Genomic DNA, 24,487 nt, shown 5'->3' on the forward strand with positions numbered 1-24,487 from the left:
CCGCTTAACTGGCCCGCACCCAGGTTGCCATCAGGTCTGGCCCTATTTTCTGTTCCTCCTCAAGCACATAGCGCACCGCCTCGGAGAGGCTTGAAAGGCCAAGCGGACCGAAAGAAGGCTGGCCTTCTGCGCCGAGGACAAGGCCCGCGGTGAAGCCGACGAGCCGATCGACAAGCCCCGCCCCCATGAGCGACGCGGCCAACATGCCACCGCCCTCGCAGAGCACCCGCGTCAGCCCTCGCATGCCGAGAAGCTCCAGCATAGCGACGGGGTCAGGGTGCCTGTCCGCGCCCGGCGGCACTTCGATCAATTCCGCGCCCAGCGCCGCCCACTCCGCCTTGCGCACCTCAGGCGCATCAGAGCCGTGGCAAAGCCAAAGCGGCAGTTCACGGGCGGTTCTGGCGAGTTGCCCATCCGTGGGCACATCGAGCCTGCGGGAGACGACCACGCGCACCGGCGGGCGGCGCTCACCATAGCCGCGAAGGGTTAACGCCGGATCGTCGGCGCGGGCGGTGCCTGCTCCAACCAAAACCGCGTCATGGCTGGCTCGCAGGCCTTGAACCGCGTGGCGGGCTGCGGGGCCGGTGATCCACTTGCTCTCGCCCGAGGCGGTGGCAATGCGGCCATCGAACGAGCTGGCAAGCTTCAGGGAGAGTTGCGGGCGGCCAAGTTGAACGCGCGAGAAAAAGCCAGCATGGGCACGTTGAGCGGCATGTGCCATGACGTTGGTTTCGCAGCGAATTCCGGCCTCGCGCAAACTATCCATGCCTTGGCCTGCGGTGCGTGGATCCGGGTCTTGCAGGGCTGCGACTACCCGCGTGACGCCTGCTTCTATGAGCGCCTCAGAGCAGGGCGGGGTTTTGCCGTGGTGGGCGCAAGGTTCTAATGTGACATAGGCGGTGGCCCCCCGGGCCGCCGCGCCAGCTTGGCGGAGTGCCATCACCTCGGCATGGGGACGGCCACCGGGCTGCGTCCAGCCGCGGCCAACAACCCTTTGATCTTTCACGAGGATACAGCCCACAGCCGGGTTGGGCCAAACCTGCCCCAAGCCACGCGCCCCAAGGCTCAGGGCGCGGGCCATCCAGCCTTCGTCAGCCTGACGGCTCACTCCTCGGGATCACCGGGCATCACCGGCGGGCGAAGCTCGGAGACGAAGCGATCGAAATCATCCGCGGCCTGGAAGTTCTTGTAAACACTGGCAAACCGGACGTAGGCGACAGTGTCGATCCGCGCGAGGCTCTCCATGACGATCTCGCCAATCACCTTGCTGTCGATGTCCGTCTCGCCCATGCTTTCCAGCCGACGGACGATACCGGAGATCATCTGATCCACGCGCTCCGGGTCAATCGGGCGTTTCTGCAAAGCAATCCGGATCGAGCGTTCGAGCTTGTCCCGATCGAAGTCCTCGCGGCGCCCGCTGGACTTTATCACAATAAGATCACGTAGTTGCACGCGCTCATAGGTGGTGAAACGGCCACCGCAAGCCGGGCAGAACCGCCGCCGCCGAATGGCAACATGGTCCTCCGCCGGGCGACTGTCTTTCACCTGCGTATCGACATTTCCGCAAAACGGGCAGCGCATTCCTGTCCCCTTCTTCTCTGCCTCTTTGGGGTTATGCTCCCCATTTATCCACAGGCACTATAGGACAGCCCCCATAGTTTGGGTAGCCTAAACCGCTTGCCCCCATATGCTGCTGTGCGAACGCAGCATGAAACCGTGTTAACCACGTCACAACCCATGCACATCCTATGCACAACCCATGCATATCGCGGTGCAGCGCAGCGCTGCCGTTAACCTTGAGAGAAATGCGCCGCGACCTCGCGGCGATGTGGTGCCGCGCGATGCTCGAACAGGTAGATCCCCTGCCAGGTGCCCAGCCGCATCCGCCCCGCCTCCACCGGGATCTGCAGCGACACCGGCAACAGCGCCGCCTTTATGTGGGCGGGCATGTCATCGGGGCCCTCCAGGGTGTGGGTGAGATAGGCCATCGAATAGTCGTCTGCGGGCGGCACGAGGCGGTGGAAGAATTCCATGAGGTCCACCCGCACATCCGGGTCAGCGTTTTCCTGAATGAGCAGCGAGCAGGAGGTATGGCGCACCATCAGCGTCAACAGCCCATCGCCCGCGCCCTTGAGCCAGCGGGCGACATCATCGGTAAACATGGTCAGGCCGGGGCCTCGGGTGGCGATGGTAAAGGTGGTTTGCATGAGCGCGAGGATGCGCAGGCTAACGATTGGGCGCAACCTTGTGACGGATTTTGCCGCCCGGCGCGTTACATAGAGACTGACCACACCGAGGAGACCGCCATGACAGCCATCAACCGCCGCCATCTACTCGCCACGCTCGCCGCCATGCCGCTTTCAGCACTGGCAGCGCGAAGGGCGCTCGCGCAGGAAGGCGGGTTGATTACCGGCAATGTCTGCATGGTGCAGCGCGAAACAACCGAGGGGCCTTACTACGTTGACCCGGGATTGATCCGGGGTGACGTGACAGAGGGCCTGCCGGGGCTGCCATTGGCGTTGGCGTTGCAGGTGGTGGATGCCGGATGCACGCCGATAGAAGGTGCTCGGGTGGATATTTGGCATTGCGATGCTGAAGGGCGCTACTCGGGCTACGCGCGCGAGCAGACAGCGGGAGAGACCTTTTTGCGCGGCACGCAGGTCACTGGCAACGATGGGGTTGCGAAGTTTTCTACCATTTACCCCGGTTGGTATCCGGGGCGGGCGGTGCATGTGCACTACAAGGTGTGGCTGAACGCGCGGGAGGTTCTGACGTCGCAGATCTTCTTCCCCGAGGCCGTTTCAGACCAAGTGTTCAGCAAGGTCTCGGCATATGGGGGGCGTGGTGAGCGGGACCGCAAGAATGGAAACGACAGGATCGCTCAGCGGGCGGGCCCTGGCGCTGTGGCGGAAGTGGCAAATGCGCGGCGGGGTTTGCAGGCCAGTTTGGTAGCGGGCGTGGCGGGATAGGCCCGACCCGGTCAGGAGCCGGGCACGGGGCGCGAGCGCGGCTCTGTTACGCAGGTGGCCACGGGCAGCGCCGGGGCTTGCTCGGCGTCCATGGCAACGCGGGTTTCCGTGGCACCTTGGGGAACGGCGACCGGGGCGCCGGTGACCATCGCCAGCATCGCTTGGCAGCGGCTCAGGTCTTCTGGCGCAACGACGATTTCGACGACCTCTTCGGTCGGCATGCCGGGATCATCGGGGTAATCAATGAATGGGCTCGCGGCGGCAGAGCTTGCGGCAGCGGCGGCGGTCGCGAGGGCGATCAGGAGGGGAGCTATCTGTTTCATGTCGCAGGAGAAACTCCGCCTGGCGGGCGGAGGTTCCATGCGCAAGAAAGCGTGACAGGCTCAGTTTTGGATATCGTCACCGCAAAGCGAGCGGGCATGGGCGACAGACACTGCCTCGCCTTGACGCGATGCCTTTAGGAAAATCCCGTGATCGGGCGACGCGCCCGGATCAAGCCGGAAGCCCACGGTTTCGCCACCCGGCCCGAAAACCCGGCCGCTGCGCGGGGTGGTGACAACCACGGTATCGGCTGGTTGCGCGCCGAGGCGATCGAGCGCGTAGGTGGCTGCCGCGCAAAAAATGCCCGGGCTGCCCGCCCCCGCCAAAGGGTGGACGACAATGGATTGCGGCCCGCCATCCACGCGGTAGCCATTGGGAGCCATCCAGCTGCCCGCAAGCGCTGGCGTGGCAATGAACGCGGCAAGAAGTGCGAAGCGGCGCATGGGATGTCCTTTCAATCGTTGAGCACAGGATAGCTTAGCTAGGCCAATTCGCACAGGGGGCATCACGGTGACGTGCAGCGGGACCACAGGAACCCGCCGAAGCAGAGGTTTTCAGCGGCCAAGGCGGCGTCCAGCACGCCGAAATCAAGGGTGCTGCTGCCCGGGTCGCAATCAAGAACTGCCAGCGCGCTGTCACCCTGCACCACTTCGACCCCTGCGCCATTTGAGCTGGCCCAAAGCGCGTAGCCCGTCTTGCCATTCCAGAAGGTCGCGATGGACTGTCCTGCGGGGTGCTGGGCGGCGGGCGTGTATTCAAACCCATCAAGCGGGGCCGTCAGCGCCAGTTCGGGGGCTGCCCCTGCCGGGCCATAGCTGTAGTGCGCGCCATTGGGGCCGACACAGCCCGCAACCTGCTTGGCGCCGCGACCGGTTGTGCAGGCCAGAAACGGGCGGCTGCCTGCATGGCATGCGGCGGGTGCCGAGGACGCCGCCGGTTCGGCGCAGCTTTTCCATGAGTAACCCTGCCAGCATTGGCCGATCTCTGCCTTGGCCTCATAGAGCCCTTGGTAATTGGCGGAGATGGTGCCCGGATCACATTGTAAGTCTGCCAATGTCTCGTCGCCCCGGGTCACGGTGACCCCTGCGGAAGGCGGATCGCCCCCCGGGTCACGGTCGATCCGGTGCCAGACGGAATATTGCACATCACCGTTGTGATAGTTGACCTCTTCCCAGATCGAACTGCCCACGCCGGCCCATGGGATAAAATCCAGCTGGGTGAGCGGTACCGAAAGTACCAGCTCCGGCTCGCCGCCCGCAGGCCCGTATTGGTAGCCCGCATCGCCCGGCCCCCAGCAGCCGCGCAACTCCTTGGCACCGCCATTAACGGTGCACATCAGGAAACTCTCGGCGCGGGTGATGCAATCTGCCGTGGCGGCGGGCGCGAGCAGGAGAAGGGCGGCAGCGGAAAGCGGCGCAACGTGAAACATGGCAAGGGCCTTTCGGGGTAATCGGATCAAGGTAATGCGGCCAGTTTCGGCCATGTTCTGCCAGCTGGTCAAGCTGGAGAGAGCCTGCATGGCTGCGATGACTGGTGACGCAGCCGCCGCGAAAGCCTAAACCGGTGCGGGCCGCAACGCCAACCACATTTGGGAGGGCTTGCACGGACAGTGGCACTAAGGGGCGTCGAGAAAGCGGGCGCGAATGTCGGGCGTGAGCAGATAGCAGCTATCGCGCCGTCCGAAGAGCCGGAAGCGGTTGCGGGCCACCAGCCGGTAGAGCGGGCGTTTTATTGGGCCGGGCAAAAAGCGGCAGATGGCCAGCGCCCGCCAAGGCCAACCGAGGGCAGACATGGCGGCGGCGAAGGCGTCCATATGGGTGTGGATGGCTCTGCCGGTTATCACGAGATTGCTTTCGAAGTCGTCCAGAGGCATTCCGAGTGCCGCATAAAGCTGTTGGCCGAGGGCTGATTGCGCCGTTGCATAGCGGAAACGCTGGGCATGGTCGTGCCGGAGCATGAACTGGAAGAAGCGGGTGCACAGAACGCAGTCTCCGTCGAAAACGATGATGTCATGGGGCGCGACGAGGGCGCGCAGTTCTTTTGGCAGAGCCTCTAGCGAGGTCATGCGGCAAGCTCTGCCATAAGCGCCCGAAACGGGGCATCATGGCGGGCCAGCCAGCGCAGGAACGCTTGACGCCGGGGCCAGTTGGGCTTTGCCATACGCGACAGCCATATGCCGTTCACCGCCGCCATGCCGTGGGCTTGCGCCAGTTGGCGTGGGCGGGGCAGCACCCTTTGGCCCCAAACCGCCTGAAAATGCGCCAGTTCTTCGAGCGAGGTGAAGAGATACTCGGCGCTGCCCTCCTCCACCCGCCACACCGCCCGCAACCCGGGGCGGGCCAGCCTTGGGCGGGGCGGGGTATAGTGCGCGGCCTCAAACCAAGGGCAGGGCCGCCCCTGCGCCGTGCGCGGGCGGTGCACCATGAAGGTGAGCCGGGTTGCGAAATGGTCGGCCCGGAAGATAATTTCGGCGCGGCGGGCCATGGGCAAAGCCTTGCCTGCGCGTTCTGGATGGTCAAGCCTCACTCGCCGCTTGCCTCGCCTGAACCGCCCGCTAAGATTGGCCCGTCATGGGCAAAGCAGTACCCACATGGACCTGATCACTTTCGCCCCGCCTTGGGACGCCGTTTTTGCGCTGGCTGTTGTGGGCGCGATGTTCATCCTGTTCATCCGAGAGAGCTTTCCGCCGGAGGTTGTGGCCATTCTCGGCGTGTCCGTGCTGCTGCTTTCAGGCGTGTTGCCCTACAATGACGCCCGCGAGGTTTTGGCCAACCCGGCGCCCTGGACGATTGCCGCGATGTTCCTTGTCATGGGGGCTTTGGTGCGCACCGGTGCGCTGGATTGGTTCACGCAGGTGGCCGACCGCAATGCCGCCACCCGGCCTGCGCTGGCCGTGGGGGCGATGATTGCATTCGTGGTGATCGCCTCGGCCTTTGTTTCGAACACGCCGGTTGTGGTGGTGATGATCCCGGTGTTCGTTCAGCTCGCGCGGACCATGAAGGTTTCGGCCTCCAAGCTGCTGATCCCGCTTTCCTATGCTGCCATCCTCGGCGGCACGCTTACCCTTATCGGCACCTCCACAAACCTGCTGGTAGATGGTGTGGCCCGCGCCAACGGGCTTGATCCCTTTGGGATCTTCGAGGTCACCCCGCTGGCCGTGGTTTTGGTGATCTACGGCATGATCTACCTGCGCTACATCGCGCCCCGCATTCTGCCGGACCGGGCCAGCATGGCCAACCTGCTCTCGGGCGGAGACTCGGCGCGGCGCAAGTTCTTCACCGAGGTCGCCCTGCCAGAAGACAGCCCGCTGATCGGCCAGAAGCCGGGCGAGGTGGATGCTTTCAAGCGCGAGGGCGTGCGGCTGATCGACGTGCTGCGCGGCGATGCCTCGCTGCGGCGCAACATGGGCGAGGTGGTGCTGGAGGCGGGCGACCGTGTGGTGCTGCGCAGCCAGATGTCGGAGCTGCTGAGCCTGCAGGAGAGCAAACATGTGCGGATGGTCGACAAGCTCTCCTCGGTAGAAACCTCCACCGTTGAGGTGCTTATCACCCCCGGTGCCCGCATGGTGGGCCGTTCGCTCGGGGCGCTGCGTTTGCGCCGCCGCTATGGTGTTTATCCGCTGGCCGTGCACCGGCGAAACCAGAACATCGGGCGCCAGCTTGATGACCTTGTGGTGCGGGTGGGCGACACGCTGCTGCTGGAAGGCGCGCCGGAGGATATTCAGCGGCTGGCTGCTGATATGGACCTCGTCGATGTTGCCGCCCCGACGGGCCGGGCCTTTCGCCGGCAAAAGGCTCCGATTGCCATCGTCGCCCTGCTCGGCATCGTCGGGCTGGCTGCCTTCGGCCTTGCGCCCATTCTCGCGCTCTCCATCTTTGCGGTGGCGTTGGTGTTTGGCACCCGGTGCATTGACGCCGATGAGGCCTTTTCCTTCATCGACGGGCGGCTTCTGGCGCTGATCTTTTCGATGCTCGCGGTGGGGGCTGCGCTCGAGGCTTCGGGTGCCGTAACGCTGATTGTTGCCGCCATTGCACCGGCGCTGGAGACGCTCCCGCCCTTTTTCATCGTCTGGGCGATCTACCTTCTCACCTCGCTCCTCACCGAGCTGGTCTCGAACAACGCGGTGGCCGTTGTGGTGACCCCCATCGCCATCGGGCTCGCCACGGCGCTGGGATATGACCCGCGCCCGCTGGTGATTGCGGTCATGGTTGCCGCCTCGGCCAGCTTCGCCACGCCAATCGGCTATCAGACCAACATGCTGGTCTATGGCCCGGGCGGCTACCGGTTTACCGACTTCATGAAGGTGGGCATCCCGCTCAACATCACCATCGGCTTGCTGGCCTCGGCACTGATCCCGCTGATGTGGCCGCTTGTGCCTTGACCTGAAGTTAGGTTGAGACTTCATCAATGGGCCTCCAGATCGAATCGGAGGCCCTCATGCCAGCCACGCGTCCCTTCTCCCCACCCGAACCGCTCGCCAGCCAGTTTGACGGCATCCGCTTGCCTCGCCCGCCATGGGCGACCGGCAGAGGCAAATAGTTTTTATCGGGAGATCATCCGCCGGGCGCGCTCGGCCAGCGCCCCTGCTCCTGACGCCTCGCCCCTTCCCAAGACCCGCAACCAAGCGTAAAGCGTGACAGATGCATACGATCCCTCTCCGCGAGGCACATCGCCTCCCGCGTTGGCGCCAGCCAATTACCCTGCTCTTCCTGATGGCCGTGGCGATGCCGCTGGCCTTTGCCACTTGGTCGGCGCTGCTAAACAACTTCGTTATCGAGGTCGCCGGGTTTGACGGGCGCGATATTGGGCTGCTGCATACCGTGCGCGAAATCCCCGGATTTTTGGCCATCGGGGTGATCGCGCTGATCATCTTTATTCGCGAGCAGGTGTTGGGCCTAATCTCGCTGGTTCTGCTGGGCGTGGCCACTGCGCTGACGGCCCAGTTCCCCAGCCTTGGTGGAATTCTGACGATCACGATGCTCTCTTCGATCGGGTTTCACTACTACGAAACCGTTAACCAATCTCTCCAGCTACAGTTTCTCAAGATCGAGCGCGCACCGCAGATGCTCGGCTGGCTGCTGGCGGCAGGCTCGGCCTCTACGCTGGTGGCCTATGCGCTTATCGTGATGACGTGGGAGAACTTCGATCTTTCCTATTCCTTCGTCTATTGGGTCTCGGGTGGGCTCTGCACGGCCATCGCCCTCTTCTGCCTCATCGCCTACCCGCGCTTTGAGGGCGAGCATCGGCAGAACACGCGGATGGTGCTGCGTCGGCGCTACTGGCTTTACTATGCGCTGCAGTTTTTCGCCGGGGCGCGGCGGCAGATATTCGTCGTCTTCGCGGGCTTCATGATGGTAGAGCGCTTCGGCTTCGAGGTGCACGAGATCACTGCGCTTTTTCTGCTAAACCTCGTGGCCAACATGATCTTTGCACCGTTGATGGGCCGGCTCGTGGGCCGCTGGGGAGAACGCAACGCGCTAATCTTTGAGTATAGCGGACTGGTGATCGTGTTCACTCTCTACGGCGGCATTTACTGGTTTGGCTGGGGCGTGGTGCTGGCGGCCACGCTCTACGTGATCGACCACGTTTTCTTCGCCCTCGCGCTGGCACTGAAGACCTACTTTCAGAAGATCGCGGACCCGGCCGACATTGCCCCCACTGCTGCCGTGGCCTTCACCATCAACCACATCGCCGCAGTCTTCCTTCCGGCACTGCTAGGCTACCTCTGGGTGGTCTCGCCCGGCGCGGTTTTTGGCCTCGCCTCGGGGATTGCTTGCGGCTCGCTGGTGCTGGCCACACTTATCCCCCGACATCCAGCGCCCGGGCACGAGACGCGCCTTTCTCCCAAGCTGGCAACCGCCGCCGAGTAACGATCTTGGCAAAAGACATGAAGTCGGGCGCCCAGATACTATATCATCGGACAAAAGCACCCGAAGGGAATCGAGGACTCGACAATGTTCGGATTTGGACGTGACAAGGGAACGATGATCGGCGAAGGCGAAGCACTGCCGGGCCGGATTGCCCCAATCCCCACCGCAACCCACCACCACCTGACCGGCGCCCCGCTTACCCGCGAGGTGCCCGAGGGCCAGGTAGCGGCAATGTTTGGCATGGGCTGCTTCTGGGGCGTGGAACGCCTGTTTTGGCAGATTCCGGGGGTGGAGCTAACGATGGTTGGCTACGCGGGCGGTTTCACGCCGAACCCGACCTATGATGAGGTTTGCACCGGGATGACCGGCCACAACGAAGTGGTGCGGCTGCATTTTGACCCGGCACGCGTGAGCTATGACGCGCTGCTCGCCGCCTTCTGGGAAGGCCACAACCCGACGCAGGGGATGCGGCAGGGCAATGACAGGGGCACGCAGTATCGCTCGGGCATTTACGCCTTCAGCGACGCACAGAAGGCGGCGGCCACGGCCTCGAAGGAGGCGTATCAGACGGCGCTTGATGCGCAGGGGCTGGGGCGGATCACCACCGAGATCCTGCTGGCACCGGACTTTTACTTTGCCGAGGACTACCATCAGCAATACCTCGCCAAAAATCCGGGCGGCTACTGCGGGCTGGGTGGCACGGGCGTCAGCTGTCCGGTCGGTCTTGGCGCGCGATGACCAATGCCCTGCCGGGCGTCGAGGATGGGGCTTGGTATAATTGCATGACAGCAGAGCTGGGCGCGCTGCGCGATGCTGCGCGGATGGCCTGCCACGAGCACGCGACGATGGCACCGGGCCTGCGCGGTGCCTGTGGCCCACAACTCCGCGCGCTTTTCGGCAATATCGGCACGGGCTGCTTTATCGAAGCGCCTTTTCATGTGGCCTATGGGGTGAATCTGCACCTTGAGGAGGGCGTTTATATCAATGCCTTCTGCACCATTCTGGACACCGCACGCGTGCAGATCGGGGCCCGGTCGCTGCTGGGCCCGGGCGTGCATGTTTATTGCGCCGACCACCACCATGACGTTGAAGGCCGTCAGAAGGGTCTGGAGCGTGCGCTGCCTGTCAGCATAGGTCGCGAGGTCTGGATCGGTGGCCATGCCACGCTGCTGCCGGGGGTGGCCGTGGGAGACGGGGCGATTGTGGCGGCCGGTGCGGTGGTGACCAAAGACGTAGCCCCCGGCGACACCGTGGCCGGTGTGCCCGCCACGCCGCGCTGAGCGCCACAGCGGGCGAAGACGCCACGCAGGGCGGATGAGGCTGCCCCCGGGGCCTTGACCACGCACCGCAATGCCCCTACCCGGCTTGCGACCTATCGCAGGAGCGCCAGCCATGCCCACATTCACCGCCCTCACCACGCTCATGGGCCAAGGCCCTGCCGAAGCCTTGGGCGAAGCGCTGGAGCGGCTTGAGCCCGCCCCCACCGGCGTTGGCGTTTTCGAGGTGGAGGATGACTCGGGCCTCTGGGAGGTTGGTGGCTATTTCACCGAAGCGCCGGATGACGCTGCCTTGGCGGTGCTCGCCGCCGCCTTCGAGGCCAAGCCTTTCACCGTTTCCGAACTGCCCGAAACCGACTGGGTTGCCCATGTGCGCCGCGAGTTGGCCCCTGTCGAGGCCGGGCGCTTCTTTGTTTACGGCTCGCATGATGCCGACAAGGTGCCAGAGGGCGCGTTGCCGCTGCTGATCGAGGCAGCCATGGCTTTCGGCACCGGCCACCACGGCACCACGCTGGGCTGCCTGCGCGCCTTTGACCGCCTGCTGGAAAACGGCCTTGCGCCCTGCTCCGTGGCGGATGTGGGTTGCGGCACCGCCGTTTTGGCGATGGCCGCCGCCCGGGTGTGGGACACCCCCATCATCGCCTCCGATATAGACCCGGTGGCGGTAGAGGTGGCTGAAGCCAATGTGGCCGCGAACGGGCTGTCGGGCCGGGTCACCTGCATCGAGGCCGAGGGGCTGGAAAACCCGACCCTCGAAGCGGCGGCCCCATTCGGCCTCATCTTCGCCAACATCCTGAAAGGCCCACTCATCGGCCTCGCCCCCGATATTGCAAAGGCCATAGCACCGGGCGGCTATGCGATTCTCTCCGGGCTGCTCAACGATCAGGCCCCTGATGTGACGGCTTCTTACGTTGCGGAAGGGCTTACTGTGGAAAACGCTGAAACAATCGGCGACTGGACGACTCTCTGTCTCGCAAAATCCTGACACCTCGCCCAATTTCCGCCCAAATCATGGCGCATCTTCATGGCGAGGCGGGGGCAGCGCGAACAATTTTTCGGACGGAGAGCACCTTGGCCGACCCAACCATGCAGAATTTTGCCGGACGTATCCGCCGGATCGAAAAGATTCACCGCAAGGGCGGTGGATTTGAAGCCTCAGGCACCCTGGGCCAAAGCCACTACAGCAAGGCCAAGCGCACCAAGCGCCCGGTGCTGCGGCCCGCGCTGACGGTTCTGGCGGTTTTCGTCTGCTTCAAGGCGCTCACCCTCGCGCATCTTGGCACCGCAGATTACACCGCACGGCTGGACGGCCTGCGCACGGGCAACACGGTGCAGCAAGTGGGCGCGCATCTTATGGCGATCGACCCGATCACCCAAGCTGCGGCAGCCGGGATCAAACCGCTGATCCAGTAACAACAGGCGTTTCACACACTCCGGGCGTGTCGTGAAAGCGGCGCGCCCGGAGTGCGTTTGGCGCACCGGACAGCCTAGCGCATGTCGCCCAGCAGCCGCGCCACATGATCGGGCCACTCCCGTTCCCCCACCGAGGCCGCCCGCACCAGCCCGTCAAAATGACCGGTGATCGCCTGCACCCGCTCCTTGTCACGGAAGGCGAGGTATGAGGAGCCGAGGTAGACCGCCGCGAGCAGCGGGCCGAACACGGTAACCGGGGCCGAGAACATGCGCCGCCGGTCGAAGAGACATATGCGAAGCTGCGGATAGAACTGCCGGTGCAGTTCTGCCATCCATTCCAATTGCTCACGCCGGATGTCGAGCGGCAGGCCCTTGTAGTAACCCGAAGCCACGGTGAAGGCGGCCAACTCATCAAGCGGCAAGGCGATCTCGTAGTCACTGCCCGATCCGCGCATCCAATCGAGCCGATCCTGCGCCGCGCCGATGGCCTGTGCCGTGGTCTTGCCAAGATGCGGGGCATACTCCCAATGCAGCATCGCAGGCGTCTTGAGCATATCGGGCAGGGTCGCGGGCACATGGCGGATCTTGTAACCCGCCGCCTCCTGGTGCCAGGCGAAGATCTGGTCATCAATCAGCGCGCGTTCGGCCTGGGTGATTGAGAGCGCGGCTTCAGCCAGTTGCGCGGCGTGCTCTGGACGGTCCGTCAGGCCCAGCAGCCAATCGGCGCTTACGCCAAGCGCACCGGCCATGTCTGCCAGAAGCTGCGCCCCGGGCAGGCGCGGTGCCTCACCCTTGAGCAGCTGCGAGAGGGTCGACCGGCTCACCCCGACCGCCCGCGCCAATGCCGCTTGGCTGATGGCGGCTTCGGCCAGCGCCTGTGCGCTTCGGGCGCGGAAAAGCGCGGCGCGGGTCCGTTTGTCTAGTTTAGCGGTCATTTGTTCATAAATATCAACATCGATGAGATATGTTAACAAGAGATCGCCGCCCGCGGCCTGAAGCAGCCCGATAGCCAAAGAGGGAACCGGCAACGCCGCCCCCAAACATATCGGAGCATCTTTTGAGCGCCCCCCATCGCGCCACAAGCACGGAATGGCCAACCCTCACCTTGCTGGCGGTGTGCTACGGCTGCTTTGCCCTTGGGACGACGGCGATTGCCGGCATCTCCCTCCTCCTCGGGATGATCGTGACCACCCTCGCCATTGTGCTGCACTCCTCCCTGAGCCACGAGATGATTCACGGGCATCCGTTTCGCGCCGCGATCGCGAATGCGGCGTTGGTGTTTCCGGCGCTTGGCATCTTCATCCCTTACCTTCGGTTCAAGGACACCCATCTGGCGCACCACACCGACAGCCTGCTGACCGACCCTTATGACGACCCGGAAAGCAATTACATGGACGCCGGAGACTGGGGCCGCCTGCCCCGTTGGCGGCAAGTGGTTTTGCAAGCGAACAACACGCTGGCAGGCCGTGTCATTCTGGGGCCGTTGATTGGGCAGCTCGCGTTCATGCGCGGCGACTGGCGCGCGATGCGCGCGGGCAGCAGACGCGTTGTGCTCGGCTGGGCGCTGCATGCCGCCGGGCTTGTGCCTTTGGTGATCTGGATCGCCTACGCCCAAATGCCGCCACTGACCTATGTCGGCTGTGCGTATGCTGCCCTGTCGACCCTCAAGATCCGCACCTTTCTGGAACATCAGGCGCATGAACGGGCGCGGGGCCGAACCGTGGTGATCGAAGATCGCGGGCCGCTCGCCCTGCTGTTCCTCAACAACAATCTGCATGTGGTGCATCACATGCACCCGCGGACCCCGTGGTATCGCCTGCCCCGGCTCTACTTTGCCAATCCGGCCCGCTACCTTTCGCGCAACGAAGGCTACCGTTATCGCTCTTATGGCGAAGTGTTCCGCCGCTACTTCCTGAAAGCGAAAGACCCGGTGCCCCATCCTCTCTGGAAGAGACAGGGGCCGCCTGCGCCCTGAGGCTTCCCTTTCGTGCACTTATGTGCCCATAGCACGCAAATGGAATGGCTCTGGATTCCCTTCGCCCTCGCCGCCGCCCTCATTCAGGCGATGCGCTTCATGGTGCAAAAGCAGATGGCGCAGGCTGGGCTTACGGCAACAGGGGCGACATGGGCGCGGTTTCTTTATTCGCTGCCGATGATCTGGGCCGCGCTTTGGCTGATGGTCTGGATGCGGGGCATGGCGCTGCCCGCGCTCGGTGATCGGTTTTGGCTCTGGGCCGCGATTGGCGGCAGTTCACAGATCCTCGCGACCGTCTTCACCGTGATGCTCTTTGCCCGCCGAAACTTTGCCGTTGGGATCACCCTGCGCAAATCCGAGGTGCTGCTCACCGTCGCGGTTGGCTGGGTGCTGCTCGGCGAGGTGCCGGGCTGGGGCGGCTTTGCGGCGATGGTCGTGGGCATGGTGGCGATCCTGATGCTTTCGGGCACTGGCGGAAGGCTCCGGCTCGACCTGCCCTCTGCCTCCCTCGGTCTCGGCGCGGGCCTGTTTTTTGCCTTCTCCGGGGTGGGCTACCGCGCGGCCACGCTTGAGGTGGCGAGCGATGACGTTCTGTTGCGCCCCGCTCTTGCTCTGGGCTGCGTGGTGATCTTGCAAAACCTGCTGATGCTGGGCTGGCTCGGCGTGCGCGACCGCGGCGAGATTACCCGCGTCCTCGCGGCATGGCGGCCGGGCCTTGCGGTTGGCATCACCTCCTTTGGAGGCAGTTTTTGCTGGTTCGCCGCCTTCGCCCTGCAAACCGCCTCGGTGGTTTTTGCCTTGGGTCAGGTGGAGGTGCTGTTTTCGATGGTGATCGGCGCCCGCGTCTTTTCGGAGCGCCTATCGGGGCGCGAGTTTACGGGCATTGCGCTGCTGATCGTTTCCGTCATCGCCTTGGTGGCAGCAACGAACTGACCCCGACCGTGCTTCGCGCGACCTCCGTGCCCGCGGCCCGGCTCAGCGCAGCCGGCGAATGCCTGCAACGAGGTCATCGTTCTTGACGAAGGGCACGCCATCGGGCGGTGCCTCATGGGCCGTCAGCCCGGCCACCTCGCCCAAGACCACCTCGGTGATGAAGGGCAGATCGAAGCTGCGCGCCTTGGTGAGCGGTATCCACTGCAGCAAAGACAGCTCGTCTTCCGCGCGAGAAAAATCATCCACATCGCCAGCCACCCGGCTGGCGGGGGCGAGGAAGAAGCGCGCATCAAAGCGGCGGGGGCGGCCCGGCGGTGTTACGGCACGATAGACGAACCGCAAACCCTCTGCCGAGGGCAGATGGCCCGTGGCCGCAAATCCGCGCCAGCCCTTCGGCGCGGGGCTTGGCCAATCTCCCGGCACGCCGAGGATGAGCCCGGTTTCCTCCCAAAGCTCACGGATCGCGGCGGCAAGCAGCGCGGGGACGAGCCCGCCCTCGGCCTCGGCGGCCAGCCGCGCAGCGCAAAGCGGATCGGGACCGCAGGCCAGGGGCACCTCGGCGTCCACGGCATCTACCGCGCCGCCGGGAAAGACGAACTTGTTGGGCATGAAGGCGGCGCTGGCGCCGCGCTGGCCCATCAGCACTTCAACCCCCTTTACCCCCGCACGATAGAGGATGATCGTCGCCGCATCGCGAAGCTGTGATTTATCCATGAGCCTCCCGCCTCGTTCCGAAGGCGGGCCAGCGGAGCGACACTCAGCCGGACTCGCCGCCAAACCCGTGCATCCGCTTGGCCCATTGCAGACCAACCATCAGCCCCTTCAGCCGCGGCAGAAGGTAGAGGGAAAGCGCAACACAGCCAACCGAAAATCCGGTTGCCATGATCAACGGATCGGGGCGGAAATTGCTGTAAACGATGAGGATCAGCGGCGCGAGGATGTGGCCGACGATAACGATTGTCAGATAGGCCGGGCCATCATCGGCGCGCTGGTGGTGCAGTTCTTCCTCGCAGACAGGGCAGGTGTCGCGCACCTTGAGATAGCCCGCCATCATCGGGCCGTTGCCGCAGGAGGGGCAGCGCCGCCGCCAGCCGCGCAGCATCGCGGGCTTGGCCAAACGCTCCTCGCCCGCATCAGGCCTGCGCTCCACGCCCGAGAGCCCCTCGGCCCGAAGCGTTCCATCGGCTTGCAGATGTTGCATTGCACTTACCCCTTGCAGCGCCCGGCATGGCGGAGCGCGGCGATACCTCGACTTTGGTCTTATCTACGCCAGAGAGGACGCGAACGGCAGAGCACAGATTGTCCTTGCGGCGGGATGTCGCAAAACCGACCCGAAAGTTTTTTTGCCCCCTCGGCGACGGAAGCTGCGCCGCCACGCGTTTGAGAAGCATCAACGGGCCAACGAAGGGCCCCGAGGCAAACGAACCTAGAGCATTTCCGAGGAGGAAAGACGAGATGAAACGCATTCTGCTTCTGACCACCCTGATCGCCACCGGCCTGTCGGTGGCCCCCATGGCTGAGGCCCGCGGCCCGGGCGGCGGCGGTATGGGCATGGGCCCGGGTGCCGACCCGACGCCCCCCAGCTTTACCGAACTCGACACCAATGGTGATGGCGCCCTTTCGGCTGAAGAACTCGCCGCCGGTGATGCCGTGCGCTTTGCCCGCGCCGACACCAATGGCGACGGCGAAGTTAGCGCCGAAGAGCTGGTTGCCGCCGAGGAGGCCCGTGACAAGGCTCGCCGCGCCAAACGTGCCGAGCGGATGATTGAGCGGCTCGACACCGATGGCAATGGCACCGTGTCCGCCGAGGAGATGGCCGCCGGACGCCCGGAGAAAGCACTGGAACGCCGCGAGAAGATGCTCGAAGACCTCTTTGAGCGGATGGACACGGACGGTGACGGCACCGTCTCCGAGCAGGAATTCGAAACGGCCATGGCCTTCCTCGCCGAGCGCGGCGAAGGGCGTGGAATGCGGGACGGTGAGCGCAAGCACAAGCGCGGCGAACACCGTGGTGGTGACGAGCGCGGTGGCAACGGACATGGCCACTACCGCCGGAACTGATCCGCACCGTTTTGAAGCTTCCCTCCCCGCGTCATGTGTCATCCCCTGAAACGCGCGGGGAGGGGGCCGTTGAGAAGACCGGGAAGACAAGATACTGACAGGCGATGCCCATGCCCCTCGATGCGCCGACAGAGCCCGATGACGAGGCGCTCCTGGTCCTGTTTGCCGGGGGTGATCGCGCGGCCGTTCGCAGCCTCACGCTTCGGCTCACGCCTATGGTGCTGGGGCTTGCCACCCGTATGCTGACCGATCGCGCCGAGGCCGAGGACGTGGCACAGGAAGCGATGATGCGGCTGTGGAAGATTGCGCCCGAGTGGCGGCCGGGTGAGGCCAAGGTGAGCACGTGGCTCTACCAGGTGGCCCGCAACCTTTGCACCGACCGGCTGCGCAAGAAGCGCGGTCAGGCGCTCGACAGCATCCCCGAGCCCGAAGACGAACGGGCCGGTGTGGTGGAGCAGATGCAGGCCGAAGAACGTGCCGCGGCGCTTTATGCCGCGCTGGCCGAGTTGCCTGACCGTCAGAGCGAAGCGGTGCGGCTGAGGCACATTGAAGGGTTGGGCAATCCGATGATTGCTCAGCAGATGGACATTTCCGTCGAGGCGGTCGAGAGTTTGATCGCCCGAGGCAAACGCGCACTTGCGGCCCGCCTGAGGGGCGCTCGCGCAAAACTGGGGTTGAGCGATGGCTGACCATGACAACAAGCTGAACGCCTCCGAGGAGGCCCTGCTCGAAGGCTTCTTTTCGGCCGCCCGCACCGATGCGGCGGTTGCGGCAGAGCCTTCGCCTGAGCTGCTCGCCCGGGTGCTGGAAGATGGCTACGGCGTGCAGGACGCGCTGCCTGTGCCCGCGCCCGCCGCTGCCGCTCCCCGCCCCCCGCGCCGCTCGTTCATGGCGGCACTTCTGGCCTCCATCGGCGGCGCGCCGGGACTAGCCGGGCTTACCGCCGCTGCGCTCGTCGGCATCTGGTTTGGCGCCCGCCCGCCTGAGGCCGTTTCCACAGTGACAGCGACCCTCTTTGGCACCTCCGCCGCAGAAGAGGGCGGGACCGATGATGACTTGCTGGGCTATGACATTGCTTTTGCAGACCTGCTGACCGATGGCTGAGAAACTCATATGACCGACCTTCAACCGCCCCCGCCCGAAGAGACCACCACCCGCCCGCGCCGCCGCTGGGTGCGTGTGGTGCTCGTGCTCTCGCTCGCTGCCAACCTCGCCGTTGCCGGGCTGGTGCTTGGCGCATGGATCACCCATGACGGCAAGCGCGGACCCGATGGAGCGCGTGGCGAGCGGGACCGCATCGTGCGCGAGCTGGGCTTTGGCCCCTACTCCCGCGCCATTCCGCGCGAGGGCCGCGAGGGCATGAAAGCCGCGATCGAGCCGCATCGGGGCGCTCTTCGGGCCAATCGCGATGCGCTGCGCGGCGCCTTCGAAGCCACGCTGACCACGCTGCGCAGCGAGCCTTTCGACCGCGCCGCGATGGCCGCTCAGATGGCCGCCCAGCGTGATGCCATCGCCGCCAACCAAAAGATCGGCCACGAGATCCTTCTGGACCGGCTGGAGGCCATGACCCCCGAACAGCGCACCGCCTTTGCCGACAGGCTTGAACGCGGGCTCGGGCGGGAACCGGGCCGGAAGACAAAGGGCGATTAACCGGCTCGCTGAAGGCGAGACACGCCCTGCCCTACTGGACTCATCCCGCTCGCGGCCCGATATATGGCAGATGTCGCTGCCACCTGGATTCCTTGACGAGCTACGCACCCGCCTGTCGCTCTCCGACGTGGTGGGCCGCAAGGTCATGTGGGACCGCAAGAAATCCAACCAGGGCAAGGGCGACATGTGGGCGCCCTGCCCCTTCCACCATGAGAAGACAGCGAGCTTTCACGTCGATGACAAGCAGGGGTTCTACTACTGCTTCGGCTGCCACGCGAAGGGCGATGCGATCAGCTTCGTGCGCGAAACCGAGAATGTCGGCTTCATGGAGGCGATCGAGATTCTCGCGGGCGAGGCCGGGATGCAGATGCCTGCGCGCGATCCGCGGGCGCAGGAAAAGGCCGATGCCGCCACCCGGCTGACCGGGGTTATGGAGCAGGCGGTGCAGTGGTTTCGCTTGCAGCTCAAAACCGCCGCCGGGGCCGAGGCACGTAGCTATCTGGCTGGGCGCGGGCTGGGGGACGCGGCGCAAGAACGCTGGGGGCTGGGTTTTGCCCCGCCGGGATGGGAAGGGCTGCGCGAGGCATTGGCCGCCAAGGGCGTGAGCGTCGAAGACATGCTCGCCTGCCGCCTCCTGCGCGAAAGCGACAAGGGCCGTGCGCCCTATGATGCCTTCCGCAATCGCATCATGTTTCCGATCCGCGATATCCGGGGCCGCTGCATCGCTTTTGGTGGGCGCGCGATGGACCCGGCGGACAATGCGAAATATCTAAACTCATCGGAGGGCCCGCTCTTCGATAAGGGCCGCGTGCTCTTCAACCACCAGCAGGCCCGGGGGGCGGTGGGCAAGGGGCAGGCTCTGATCGTGGCCGAGGGCTACATGGATGTGATCGCGCTGGCCGAGGCGGGCTTTGGTGCGGCGGTGGCTCCGCTGGGCACGGCGATCACCGAGGAGCAGTTGCAGATGCTCTGGCGAATGGCACCCGAGCCTGTGGTGGCGCTGGATGGCGACAAGGCCGGCCTTCGCGCGGCGATGCGGCTCATCGACATGGCGCTGCCGCAGATCGGCCCGGGCCGCTCGCTTCGCTTTGCCCTGATGCCCGAAGGAAAAGACCCGGACGACCTGCTTCGCGCCGAAGGCCCGCCTGCCATGCAAGCCGTGCTTGACCGGGCCGAGCCCCTCTCTGCCATGCTTTGGCGGCGCGAAACCGAAGATCGCCCGCTCGACAGCCCCGAGCGCCGCGCCGCGTTGGATGCCTCGCTGCGGGCCGCAACTGCGTTGATCCAAGACCCCGACGTGCGGCGGCACTACGAGGAAGACTTCAAGCAGCGCAAATGGGAGTTGTTCAACCCGCGCCGCACCACCATTGCTCCGGCCCAACAGGGCAGCGCCCCCCAGCAGCGTGCGTGGCGCCCGCGCGGCACCCCGCCCCCGGCGCTTCCTACGCCCTCTACCCGCAGTTCGGCACTGGCCGCCGCCGGCGCCGAGATCGAGGAGCAACTGCGCGAAGCGGTGATTCTCGCCACCCTGCTCACGCATCCTGATCTGGCCGATGAATTTGCCCATGCCATCGAAGAGCTCGACTGGAAGGGCGACGGCCATGCTGCCGTTGCCATGGCGCTGCTGACCCACGCCGATGCCCCCGACCCCCGTGGCGCATTGGAAGAAGAATTCGGCCATGCCGCCCTTGAAAAACTCTTCACACCGGCACATGTCCGCATTGCGCCCTGCATCCGCAATCCCGGCGACACCGAGTTGGCTCGTATGTGCCTCGCCATGGATTTCGCAATCCTCTCTGCCGATCGCGGGGCCGCGCGTGAGATCGCCGAAGCGATGCACCAGATTGACGGGTTGGCCGATGAGGGGCTGACCTGGCGGCTTGGGCAGGCGTCAGAAGCCCGGCATCGCGCCGCAACCAACCAGGAAACCGACAAGGCCGACTATGACATCGCCCCAAACGGCGCCCGCCTCGACCGCAGCGAACGCGCCAGCCTCGACGCTCTGTTGGAGCAGATCGGGCACCCGAAACCGCGCGGCAAACAGGAATGAGTCGAATTGTCGACATAACCGCCACAGGGCGCACGCCTTTCACATCAATTTTTATGGGGTTCGGCTGGAATCTCCGGTGATTCGCGTTATTGATTCGGGAAGCCCGAATCGCGCGTTTGCACGGATTGCCCGAAACGCCCTTCAGGAGAGCTAGATGGCCGCCAAGGACAACGACGACAACAAGCCCGACGACGCCGAGGCCGAGCCGATGCTCGACGTGAGCCAGGCGGCAGTGAAGAAGATGATCGCCGAGGCGCGTGAACGCGGCTACATCACCTACGATCAGCTCAATCAGGTTTTGCCGCCCGATCAGGTCTCTTCGGACCAGATTGAGGATGTCATGTCGATGCTCTCCGAGATGGGCATTCAGGTGACCGAGGACGACGAGAACGAGGATGAAGACGAGAGCAAGGGCTCGACCGCCGTGGTCGAAACCTCTTCGTCGCGCGAAGTCGCCGTTTCGGCCAGCGAGACCGAAAAGCTCGATCGCACCGATGACCCGGTGCGGATGTACCTGCGCGAGATGGGCTCGGTGGAACTGCTGAGCCGCGAGGGCGAGATTGCCATCGCCAAGCGCATCGAGGCTGGCCGCAACACGATGATCGCCGGGCTCTGCGAGAGCCCCCTGACCTTTCAGGCGATCACCATCTGGCGCGAGGAACTTCTGAACGAAGACATCCTGCTGCGTGATGTCATCGACCTTGAAACCACCTTCGGCCGGGGCGTCGATGGCGATGAGGACGACGATGAAGAGGTGGCCGAAGCCACCCCCGCCGCATCCACCGCCACCTCCACGGAAACCGAAAAAGAAGAGAAGCAGGAACTCGACGCCGACGGCAATCCGATTGCCTCGGACGACGATGATGACGACGATGACGAGCAGGCCAACATGTCGCTCGCCGCGATGGAGGCCGCGCTCAAGCCGCGCGTGCTGGAAATGCTCGACGTCATCGCCCGCGACTACACCGAGCTGGCCGAGATGCAGGACCAGCGGATGTCGGCCACGCTGAACGAGGATGGCTCGTTCTCTGACAAGGCCGAGAAGAAATACCAGAAGCTGCGCGGCGAGATCGTGCTGCTGGTGAACGAGCTTCACCTGCATAACAACCGGATCGAAGCGCTGATCGACCAGCTCTACGGCATCAACCGCCGGATCATGTCGATCGACAGCGCGATGGTGAAGCTGGCCGATCAGGCCCGCCTGAACCGTCGCGAGTTCATCGAAGAGTATCGCGGCTACGAGCTGGACCCGACCTGGATGGAACGGATGTCCGAAAAGTCGGGCCGTGGCTGGCAGGCGCTGTTCGAGCGGAGTGCCGAAAAGGTCGCCGAGCTGCGCATGGATATGGCGCAGGTTGGCCAATACGTCGGCGTCGACATCCCCGAATTCCGCCGCATTGTGCAGCAGGTTCAGAAGGGTGAAAAAGAGGCGCGGCAGGCCAAGAAGGAGATGGTGGAAGCCAACCTTCGCCTCGTGATCTCGATTGCCAAGAAATACACCAACCGCGGCCTGCAATTTCTTGATCTCATTCAGGAAGGCAACATCGGCCTGATGAAGGCTGTCGACAAGTTCGAGTATCGCCGCGGCTACAAGTTCTCCACCTATGCGACATGGTGGATCCGTCAGGCGATTACCAGGTCGATCGCGGACCAGGCCCGCACGATCCGTATTCCGGTGCATATGATCGAGACGATCAACAAGCTGGTGCGCACGGGCCGCCAGATGCTGCACGAGATCGGACGCGAGCCGACGCCGGAGGAACTGGCCGAGAAGCTCCAGATGCCGCTGGAGAAGGTTCGCAAGGTGATGAAGATCGCCAAGGAGCCGATCTCGCTGGAGACGCCGATTGGCGACGAGGAGGACAGCCAGCTTGGCGACTTCATCGAAGACAAGAATGCCGTGCTGCCGCTGGACTCGGCCATTCAGGAGAACCTGAAAGAGACGACGACGCGGGTGCTGGCCTCGCTGACGCCGCGTGAAGAGCGCGTGCTGCGGATGCGCTTTGGCATCGGGATGAACACCGACCACACGCTCGAAGAAGTCGGCCAGCAGTTCTCGGTGACCCGCGAACGTATCCGCCAGATCGAGGCGAAGGCGCTGCGGAAGCTGAAGCATCCGAGCCGGAGCCGGAAGCTGCGGAGTTTCTTGGATCAGTGATCCGCGCTTTATAGGCGACCAGAGATGCTCTCTTTATTCCAGCTGACAGCACCGCAAGCGGTGCTGTTGGCATTTCTCGGCCTACTGGCGATCAACACTCTAACCATCGCTCTGTTCAGCATCGACAAGCGCCGAGCGCAGCAACGTGAATGGCGCATATCCGAGAGTACGCTTCTGTTCGTCGCCGCGCTTGGTGGCTATCCAGGAGCCAAATTCTCCCAGAAATTCTTTCGCCACAAAACCCGCAAGCAACCGTTCGGTTGGCAACTCAATTTCATTGGCGCGTGTCATTTTACGCTTCTGATCTTGCTAGCTATTCCGGCTTCGCGGGCCAAACTCTTCATGTTCGCGGGCCATCTGATGAACTGAGTATCTCTAAACCAATAGAGTCCGGGCTTCTTAACCAAGCTACTAATTTGCTTCCTGCCGACCCCGCGCCACAATAATCGGTTTCCCATGCCCCTCATCACCCACGACAACATCCTCACAGACCGCGGCTCGAAATACGCCGTTTCCGGCGGCCCGGCTGCTTCGAGGGCCGAAGCGCTCGCCCTCGTCAAGGAGCTGAAACGAAACAAGAAATTCGCCAAGGCCACTCACAACACATGGGCGTTCCTCACCGAGCACGGCCCCGTGAAGAACGACGATGGCGAGGCGGGCGCGGGCATGGTGATTGTGCGGATGCTGGAGCGGGCCAACCTCACCGGCCATGTTATCATCGTCACCCGCTGGTTCGGCGGCACCCATTTGGGGGGCGACAGGTTCCGCCGGGTGCAGGATTGCGTTACCCATTATCTAGATCACATGGAGTAAGCACATGTCTCTGCTGTCCAAGCTCTTCGGAAAATCCGAGCCCCCTGCCCCCGACCCTGTGGCGCACGCGGGCTTCACGATTACCCCCTGCCCGGAGCAGGCCCCCGGCGGGTTTCGCATCGGCGCGGTGATCGAGAAGGATGGCAAGCGCCACCACATGATCCGTGCCGATGTGATCGCCTCCGAGGAAGACGCCACCGAGGCCAGCCTGCGCAAGGCCCGCCAAATGATCGACGAGCAGGGCGACAGGCTGTTCTAGCCTGCCGCCCGCCCAACCATTCAGCCTGTCGGCATTACGAAGACCTCCTGCACGCTGGCGCGCGCATCGGCCTCCAGCGCAAAGACGACCGCGCGGGCGATGTCTTCTGGTTTCAGCTTGTCGGGCTTGGCCTCATCAAAGAAGGCCGTGTCGACCATGCCCGGCGCAATCACCGTGACCCGCGCGCCAAATTCGCGGAATTCCTCGGCGAGATTGCCGCCATAGCCATGTACGAACCACTTGGTGGCACCGTAGAGCGAGCCCTTGATGTGCCTCCGCCCCGCCGCCGAGCCGGTCAGCAAAAGGTGGCCGCCGCCGTCAAAATGCGCGCTCGCCGCCTTGGCCGTCCACATGACGCCAAGGATGTTGAGTCGGATCATCGCCTCCCATTCCTCTGGGTCGCCATCACGGGTGCCGGGGGTATCAAGGCCCATGCCCGCATTGGCAAAGGCCGCATCGACCCGGCCGAAGTGGCTGGCGAGGCGCTCCATCGCGCCGCGCTGATCGTTAAGCGAGGTGGCATCCCCCGGCAGCGCCAAAGCCTTGGCGCCAAGTTCCTCCACAAGGGCTTCGAGCTTGTCTTCGGAACGGGCGAAGAGCCCCACTTTCCAACCTTGGGCAACGGCGGCGCGTGCGGTTTCGGCTCCGATGCCGGAGGAAGCGCCGGTGATGAAGAGTGTCTTATCGGTCATGTCGGTCCTTTCACGTTGTCAGGCAGACAACGTGGCAGGGCCGATC

30 protein-coding genes are annotated in these 24,487 nt (G+C 64.2%); 18 read left to right on the top strand and 12 right to left on the bottom strand.

Annotated features, from left to right (window positions below; all coding sequences use genetic code 11):
• Window positions 1-4: 4 nt before the first annotated feature.
• The 3 genes from ribD to ACXAG6_RS16560 form a co-directional block, all read right to left on the bottom strand.
• On the bottom strand, window positions 5-1,108 hold the full coding sequence (ribD, locus tag ACXAG6_RS16550) for a bifunctional diaminohydroxyphosphoribosylaminopyrimidine deaminase/5-amino-6-(5-phosphoribosylamino)uracil reductase RibD (protein WP_475338916.1): 1,104 nt from the start codon (window positions 1,106-1,108) through the stop codon (window positions 5-7).
• On the bottom strand, window positions 1,105-1,581 hold the full coding sequence (nrdR, locus tag ACXAG6_RS16555) for a transcriptional regulator NrdR (RefSeq protein ID WP_475338917.1): 477 nt from the start codon (window positions 1,579-1,581) through the stop codon (window positions 1,105-1,107). Before nrdR ends, ribD begins: the two co-directional genes overlap by 4 nt.
• Window positions 1,582-1,790: 209 nt before the next feature.
• A complete protein-coding gene (locus ACXAG6_RS16560; RefSeq protein WP_475338919.1) occupies window positions 1,791-2,207 on the bottom strand; it encodes a secondary thiamine-phosphate synthase enzyme YjbQ in 417 nt (138 codons plus the stop codon).
• Between the two features lie 99 nt (window positions 2,208-2,306).
• Here ACXAG6_RS16560 and ACXAG6_RS16565 point away from each other — a divergent pair, with 99 nt between their 5' ends.
• Window positions 2,307-2,969: a dioxygenase family protein gene (locus tag ACXAG6_RS16565; RefSeq protein ID WP_475338920.1), complete on the top strand. Its 663-nt coding sequence runs from the start codon at window positions 2,307-2,309 to the stop codon at window positions 2,967-2,969.
• 11 nt (window positions 2,970-2,980) lie between these two features.
• On the opposite strand, the gene ACXAG6_RS16570 is transcribed toward ACXAG6_RS16565, so the two are convergent.
• The 5 genes from ACXAG6_RS16570 to ACXAG6_RS16590 all read right to left on the bottom strand — a co-directional run bounded on the left by ACXAG6_RS16570 (window position 2,981) and on the right by ACXAG6_RS16590 (window position 5,774).
• Window positions 2,981-3,292 carry a hypothetical protein gene (locus ACXAG6_RS16570; protein WP_475338921.1) on the bottom strand — a complete coding sequence of 104 codons (312 nt, stop codon included), beginning with the start codon at window positions 3,290-3,292 and terminating at the stop codon, window positions 2,981-2,983.
• A 60-nt stretch (window positions 3,293-3,352) separates the two neighbouring features.
• The gene (locus ACXAG6_RS16575; RefSeq protein ID WP_475338922.1) at window positions 3,353-3,733 is read right to left on the bottom strand and encodes a hypothetical protein; all 381 of its coding nucleotides are present in this window, start codon (window positions 3,731-3,733) and stop codon (window positions 3,353-3,355) included.
• Window positions 3,734-3,795: 62 nt separating this feature from the next.
• On the bottom strand, window positions 3,796-4,719 hold the full coding sequence (locus ACXAG6_RS16580; protein ID WP_475338923.1) for a hypothetical protein: 924 nt from the start codon (window positions 4,717-4,719) through the stop codon (window positions 3,796-3,798).
• A gap of 186 nt (window positions 4,720-4,905) precedes the next feature.
• On the bottom strand, window positions 4,906-5,355 hold the full coding sequence (locus tag ACXAG6_RS16585) for a thiol-disulfide oxidoreductase DCC family protein (RefSeq protein ID WP_475338925.1): 450 nt from the start codon (window positions 5,353-5,355) through the stop codon (window positions 4,906-4,908).
• Window positions 5,352-5,774, bottom strand: coding sequence for a hypothetical protein (locus ACXAG6_RS16590; RefSeq protein ID WP_475338926.1), 423 nt, complete (start codon window positions 5,772-5,774; stop codon window positions 5,352-5,354). Before ACXAG6_RS16590 ends, ACXAG6_RS16585 begins: the two co-directional genes overlap by 4 nt.
• 106 nt (window positions 5,775-5,880) lie before the next feature.
• Between ACXAG6_RS16590 and ACXAG6_RS16595 the strand changes: the two genes are divergently transcribed.
• The 6 genes from ACXAG6_RS16595 to ACXAG6_RS16620 all read left to right on the top strand — a co-directional run bounded on the left by ACXAG6_RS16595 (window position 5,881) and on the right by ACXAG6_RS16620 (window position 11,850).
• The gene (locus tag ACXAG6_RS16595) at window positions 5,881-7,671 is read left to right on the top strand and encodes an SLC13 family permease (RefSeq protein ID WP_475338927.1); all 1,791 of its coding nucleotides are present in this window, start codon (window positions 5,881-5,883) and stop codon (window positions 7,669-7,671) included.
• A 259-nt stretch (window positions 7,672-7,930) separates the two neighbouring features.
• Entirely contained in the window at window positions 7,931-9,160 is a 1,230-nt protein-coding gene (locus tag ACXAG6_RS16600; RefSeq protein ID WP_475338928.1) for an MFS transporter, read from the top strand.
• An 84-nt stretch (window positions 9,161-9,244) separates the two neighbouring features.
• Window positions 9,245-9,898, top strand: a complete 654-nt coding sequence (msrA, locus tag ACXAG6_RS16605) for a peptide-methionine (S)-S-oxide reductase MsrA (RefSeq protein WP_475338929.1) — start codon at window positions 9,245-9,247, stop codon at window positions 9,896-9,898.
• On the top strand, window positions 9,895-10,440 hold the full coding sequence (locus ACXAG6_RS16610; RefSeq protein ID WP_475338930.1) for a sugar O-acetyltransferase: 546 nt from the start codon (window positions 9,895-9,897) through the stop codon (window positions 10,438-10,440). The genes msrA and ACXAG6_RS16610 overlap by 4 nt, the downstream gene beginning before the upstream one ends.
• Before the next feature lie 112 nt (window positions 10,441-10,552).
• Entirely contained in the window at window positions 10,553-11,422 is an 870-nt protein-coding gene (locus ACXAG6_RS16615) for a 50S ribosomal protein L11 methyltransferase (protein ID WP_475338931.1), read from the top strand.
• 86 nt (window positions 11,423-11,508) lie between these two features.
• Window positions 11,509-11,850, top strand: coding sequence for a hypothetical protein (locus ACXAG6_RS16620; protein WP_475338932.1), 342 nt, complete (start codon window positions 11,509-11,511; stop codon window positions 11,848-11,850).
• Between the two features lie 74 nt (window positions 11,851-11,924).
• Here the strand turns inward: ACXAG6_RS16620 and ACXAG6_RS16625 are convergent, their stop codons facing one another.
• Window positions 11,925-12,785: a helix-turn-helix domain-containing protein gene (locus tag ACXAG6_RS16625; RefSeq protein ID WP_475338934.1), complete on the bottom strand. Its 861-nt coding sequence runs from the start codon at window positions 12,783-12,785 to the stop codon at window positions 11,925-11,927.
• Between the two features lie 122 nt (window positions 12,786-12,907).
• Between ACXAG6_RS16625 and ACXAG6_RS16630 the strand changes: the two genes are divergently transcribed.
• The gene (locus ACXAG6_RS16630) at window positions 12,908-13,825 is read left to right on the top strand and encodes a fatty acid desaturase (protein ID WP_475338935.1); all 918 of its coding nucleotides are present in this window, start codon (window positions 12,908-12,910) and stop codon (window positions 13,823-13,825) included.
• A gap of 39 nt (window positions 13,826-13,864) precedes the next feature.
• A complete protein-coding gene (locus tag ACXAG6_RS16635; protein WP_475338936.1) occupies window positions 13,865-14,758 on the top strand; it encodes an EamA family transporter in 894 nt (297 codons plus the stop codon).
• Between the two features lie 42 nt (window positions 14,759-14,800).
• On the opposite strand, the gene ACXAG6_RS16640 is transcribed toward ACXAG6_RS16635, so the two are convergent.
• Both ACXAG6_RS16640 and ACXAG6_RS16645 read right to left on the bottom strand, forming a co-directional pair.
• Window positions 14,801-15,472: an NUDIX hydrolase gene (locus ACXAG6_RS16640; protein WP_475338937.1), complete on the bottom strand. Its 672-nt coding sequence runs from the start codon at window positions 15,470-15,472 to the stop codon at window positions 14,801-14,803.
• A gap of 43 nt (window positions 15,473-15,515) precedes the next feature.
• Window positions 15,516-15,860: a DUF983 domain-containing protein gene (locus ACXAG6_RS16645; protein WP_254695511.1), complete on the bottom strand. Its 345-nt coding sequence runs from the start codon at window positions 15,858-15,860 to the stop codon at window positions 15,516-15,518.
• Between the two features lie 353 nt (window positions 15,861-16,213).
• On the opposite strand from ACXAG6_RS16645, the gene ACXAG6_RS16650 reads away from it, so the two are divergent.
• The 9 genes from ACXAG6_RS16650 to ACXAG6_RS16690 all read left to right on the top strand — a co-directional run bounded on the left by ACXAG6_RS16650 (window position 16,214) and on the right by ACXAG6_RS16690 (window position 23,749).
• Window positions 16,214-16,819: an EF-hand domain-containing protein gene (locus ACXAG6_RS16650; RefSeq protein WP_475338939.1), complete on the top strand. Its 606-nt coding sequence runs from the start codon at window positions 16,214-16,216 to the stop codon at window positions 16,817-16,819.
• Window positions 16,820-16,923: 104 nt separating this feature from the next.
• Window positions 16,924-17,508, top strand: a complete 585-nt coding sequence (locus ACXAG6_RS16655; RefSeq protein ID WP_475338940.1) for an RNA polymerase sigma factor — start codon at window positions 16,924-16,926, stop codon at window positions 17,506-17,508.
• Complete coding sequence (locus tag ACXAG6_RS16660) at window positions 17,501-17,923, top strand: hypothetical protein (RefSeq protein WP_475338941.1); 423 nt, start codon at window positions 17,501-17,503, stop codon at window positions 17,921-17,923. Before ACXAG6_RS16655 ends, ACXAG6_RS16660 begins: the two co-directional genes overlap by 8 nt.
• Window positions 17,924-17,932: 9 nt before the next feature.
• On the top strand, window positions 17,933-18,469 hold the full coding sequence (locus ACXAG6_RS16665) for a periplasmic heavy metal sensor (RefSeq protein ID WP_475338943.1): 537 nt from the start codon (window positions 17,933-17,935) through the stop codon (window positions 18,467-18,469).
• A gap of 70 nt (window positions 18,470-18,539) precedes the next feature.
• A complete protein-coding gene (gene dnaG / locus ACXAG6_RS16670) occupies window positions 18,540-20,519 on the top strand; it encodes a DNA primase (protein ID WP_475338944.1) in 1,980 nt (659 codons plus the stop codon).
• A gap of 154 nt (window positions 20,520-20,673) precedes the next feature.
• Window positions 20,674-22,677, top strand: a complete 2,004-nt coding sequence (rpoD, locus tag ACXAG6_RS16675; protein ID WP_475338945.1) for an RNA polymerase sigma factor RpoD — start codon at window positions 20,674-20,676, stop codon at window positions 22,675-22,677.
• A gap of 24 nt (window positions 22,678-22,701) precedes the next feature.
• Window positions 22,702-23,046, top strand: coding sequence for a DUF1294 domain-containing protein (locus ACXAG6_RS16680; RefSeq protein WP_475338947.1), 345 nt, complete (start codon window positions 22,702-22,704; stop codon window positions 23,044-23,046).
• Window positions 23,047-23,133: 87 nt separating this feature from the next.
• Complete coding sequence (locus ACXAG6_RS16685) at window positions 23,134-23,490, top strand: YigZ family protein (protein WP_475338948.1); 357 nt, start codon at window positions 23,134-23,136, stop codon at window positions 23,488-23,490.
• Between the two features lie 4 nt (window positions 23,491-23,494).
• Complete coding sequence (locus tag ACXAG6_RS16690) at window positions 23,495-23,749, top strand: HlyU family transcriptional regulator (RefSeq protein WP_475338949.1); 255 nt, start codon at window positions 23,495-23,497, stop codon at window positions 23,747-23,749.
• A gap of 20 nt (window positions 23,750-23,769) precedes the next feature.
• Here ACXAG6_RS16690 and ACXAG6_RS16695 read toward each other — a convergent pair whose 3' ends face one another.
• The gene (locus ACXAG6_RS16695) at window positions 23,770-24,441 is read right to left on the bottom strand and encodes an SDR family oxidoreductase (RefSeq protein WP_475338950.1); all 672 of its coding nucleotides are present in this window, start codon (window positions 24,439-24,441) and stop codon (window positions 23,770-23,772) included.
• Between the last annotated feature and the right edge of the window lie 46 nt (window positions 24,442-24,487).

This window comes from Vannielia sp. ABF1_015 (genome assembly GCF_056160745.1).

Coding starts and splice junctions, on each gene's coding strand:
- nrdR (WP_475338917.1), bottom strand. CDS start 1,581: ATGCGCTGCCCGTTTTGCGGAAATGTCGATACGCAGGTGAAAGACAGT.
- ACXAG6_RS16560 (WP_475338919.1), bottom strand. CDS start 2,207: ATGCAAACCACCTTTACCATCGCCACCCGAGGCCCCGGCCTGACCATG.
- ACXAG6_RS16565 (WP_475338920.1), top strand. CDS start 2,307: ATGACAGCCATCAACCGCCGCCATCTACTCGCCACGCTCGCCGCCATG.
- ACXAG6_RS16570 (WP_475338921.1), bottom strand. CDS start 3,292: ATGAAACAGATAGCTCCCCTCCTGATCGCCCTCGCGACCGCCGCCGCT.
- ACXAG6_RS16575 (WP_475338922.1), bottom strand. CDS start 3,733: ATGCGCCGCTTCGCACTTCTTGCCGCGTTCATTGCCACGCCAGCGCTT.
- ACXAG6_RS16580 (WP_475338923.1), bottom strand. CDS start 4,719: ATGTTTCACGTTGCGCCGCTTTCCGCTGCCGCCCTTCTCCTGCTCGCG.
- ACXAG6_RS16585 (WP_475338925.1), bottom strand. CDS start 5,355: ATGACCTCGCTAGAGGCTCTGCCAAAAGAACTGCGCGCCCTCGTCGCG.
- ACXAG6_RS16590 (WP_475338926.1), bottom strand. CDS start 5,774: ATGGCCCGCCGCGCCGAAATTATCTTCCGGGCCGACCATTTCGCAACC.
- ACXAG6_RS16595 (WP_475338927.1), top strand. CDS start 5,881: ATGGACCTGATCACTTTCGCCCCGCCTTGGGACGCCGTTTTTGCGCTG.
- ACXAG6_RS16600 (WP_475338928.1), top strand. CDS start 7,931: ATGCATACGATCCCTCTCCGCGAGGCACATCGCCTCCCGCGTTGGCGC.
- msrA (WP_475338929.1), top strand. CDS start 9,245: ATGTTCGGATTTGGACGTGACAAGGGAACGATGATCGGCGAAGGCGAA.
- ACXAG6_RS16610 (WP_475338930.1), top strand. CDS start 9,895: ATGACCAATGCCCTGCCGGGCGTCGAGGATGGGGCTTGGTATAATTGC.
- ACXAG6_RS16615 (WP_475338931.1), top strand. CDS start 10,553: ATGCCCACATTCACCGCCCTCACCACGCTCATGGGCCAAGGCCCTGCC.
- ACXAG6_RS16625 (WP_475338934.1), bottom strand. CDS start 12,785: ATGACCGCTAAACTAGACAAACGGACCCGCGCCGCGCTTTTCCGCGCC.
- ACXAG6_RS16635 (WP_475338936.1), top strand. CDS start 13,865: ATGGAATGGCTCTGGATTCCCTTCGCCCTCGCCGCCGCCCTCATTCAG.
- ACXAG6_RS16640 (WP_475338937.1), bottom strand. CDS start 15,472: ATGGATAAATCACAGCTTCGCGATGCGGCGACGATCATCCTCTATCGT.
- ACXAG6_RS16645 (WP_254695511.1), bottom strand. CDS start 15,860: ATGCTGCGCGGCTGGCGGCGGCGCTGCCCCTCCTGCGGCAACGGCCCG.
- ACXAG6_RS16650 (WP_475338939.1), top strand. CDS start 16,214: ATGAAACGCATTCTGCTTCTGACCACCCTGATCGCCACCGGCCTGTCG.
- ACXAG6_RS16655 (WP_475338940.1), top strand. CDS start 16,924: ATGCCCATGCCCCTCGATGCGCCGACAGAGCCCGATGACGAGGCGCTC.
- ACXAG6_RS16660 (WP_475338941.1), top strand. CDS start 17,501: ATGGCTGACCATGACAACAAGCTGAACGCCTCCGAGGAGGCCCTGCTC.
- ACXAG6_RS16665 (WP_475338943.1), top strand. CDS start 17,933: ATGACCGACCTTCAACCGCCCCCGCCCGAAGAGACCACCACCCGCCCG.
- dnaG (WP_475338944.1), top strand. CDS start 18,540: ATGTCGCTGCCACCTGGATTCCTTGACGAGCTACGCACCCGCCTGTCG.
- rpoD (WP_475338945.1), top strand. CDS start 20,674: ATGGCCGCCAAGGACAACGACGACAACAAGCCCGACGACGCCGAGGCC.
- ACXAG6_RS16680 (WP_475338947.1), top strand. CDS start 22,702: ATGCTCTCTTTATTCCAGCTGACAGCACCGCAAGCGGTGCTGTTGGCA.
- ACXAG6_RS16685 (WP_475338948.1), top strand. CDS start 23,134: ATGCCCCTCATCACCCACGACAACATCCTCACAGACCGCGGCTCGAAA.
- ACXAG6_RS16690 (WP_475338949.1), top strand. CDS start 23,495: ATGTCTCTGCTGTCCAAGCTCTTCGGAAAATCCGAGCCCCCTGCCCCC.
- ACXAG6_RS16695 (WP_475338950.1), bottom strand. CDS start 24,441: ATGACCGATAAGACACTCTTCATCACCGGCGCTTCCTCCGGCATCGGA.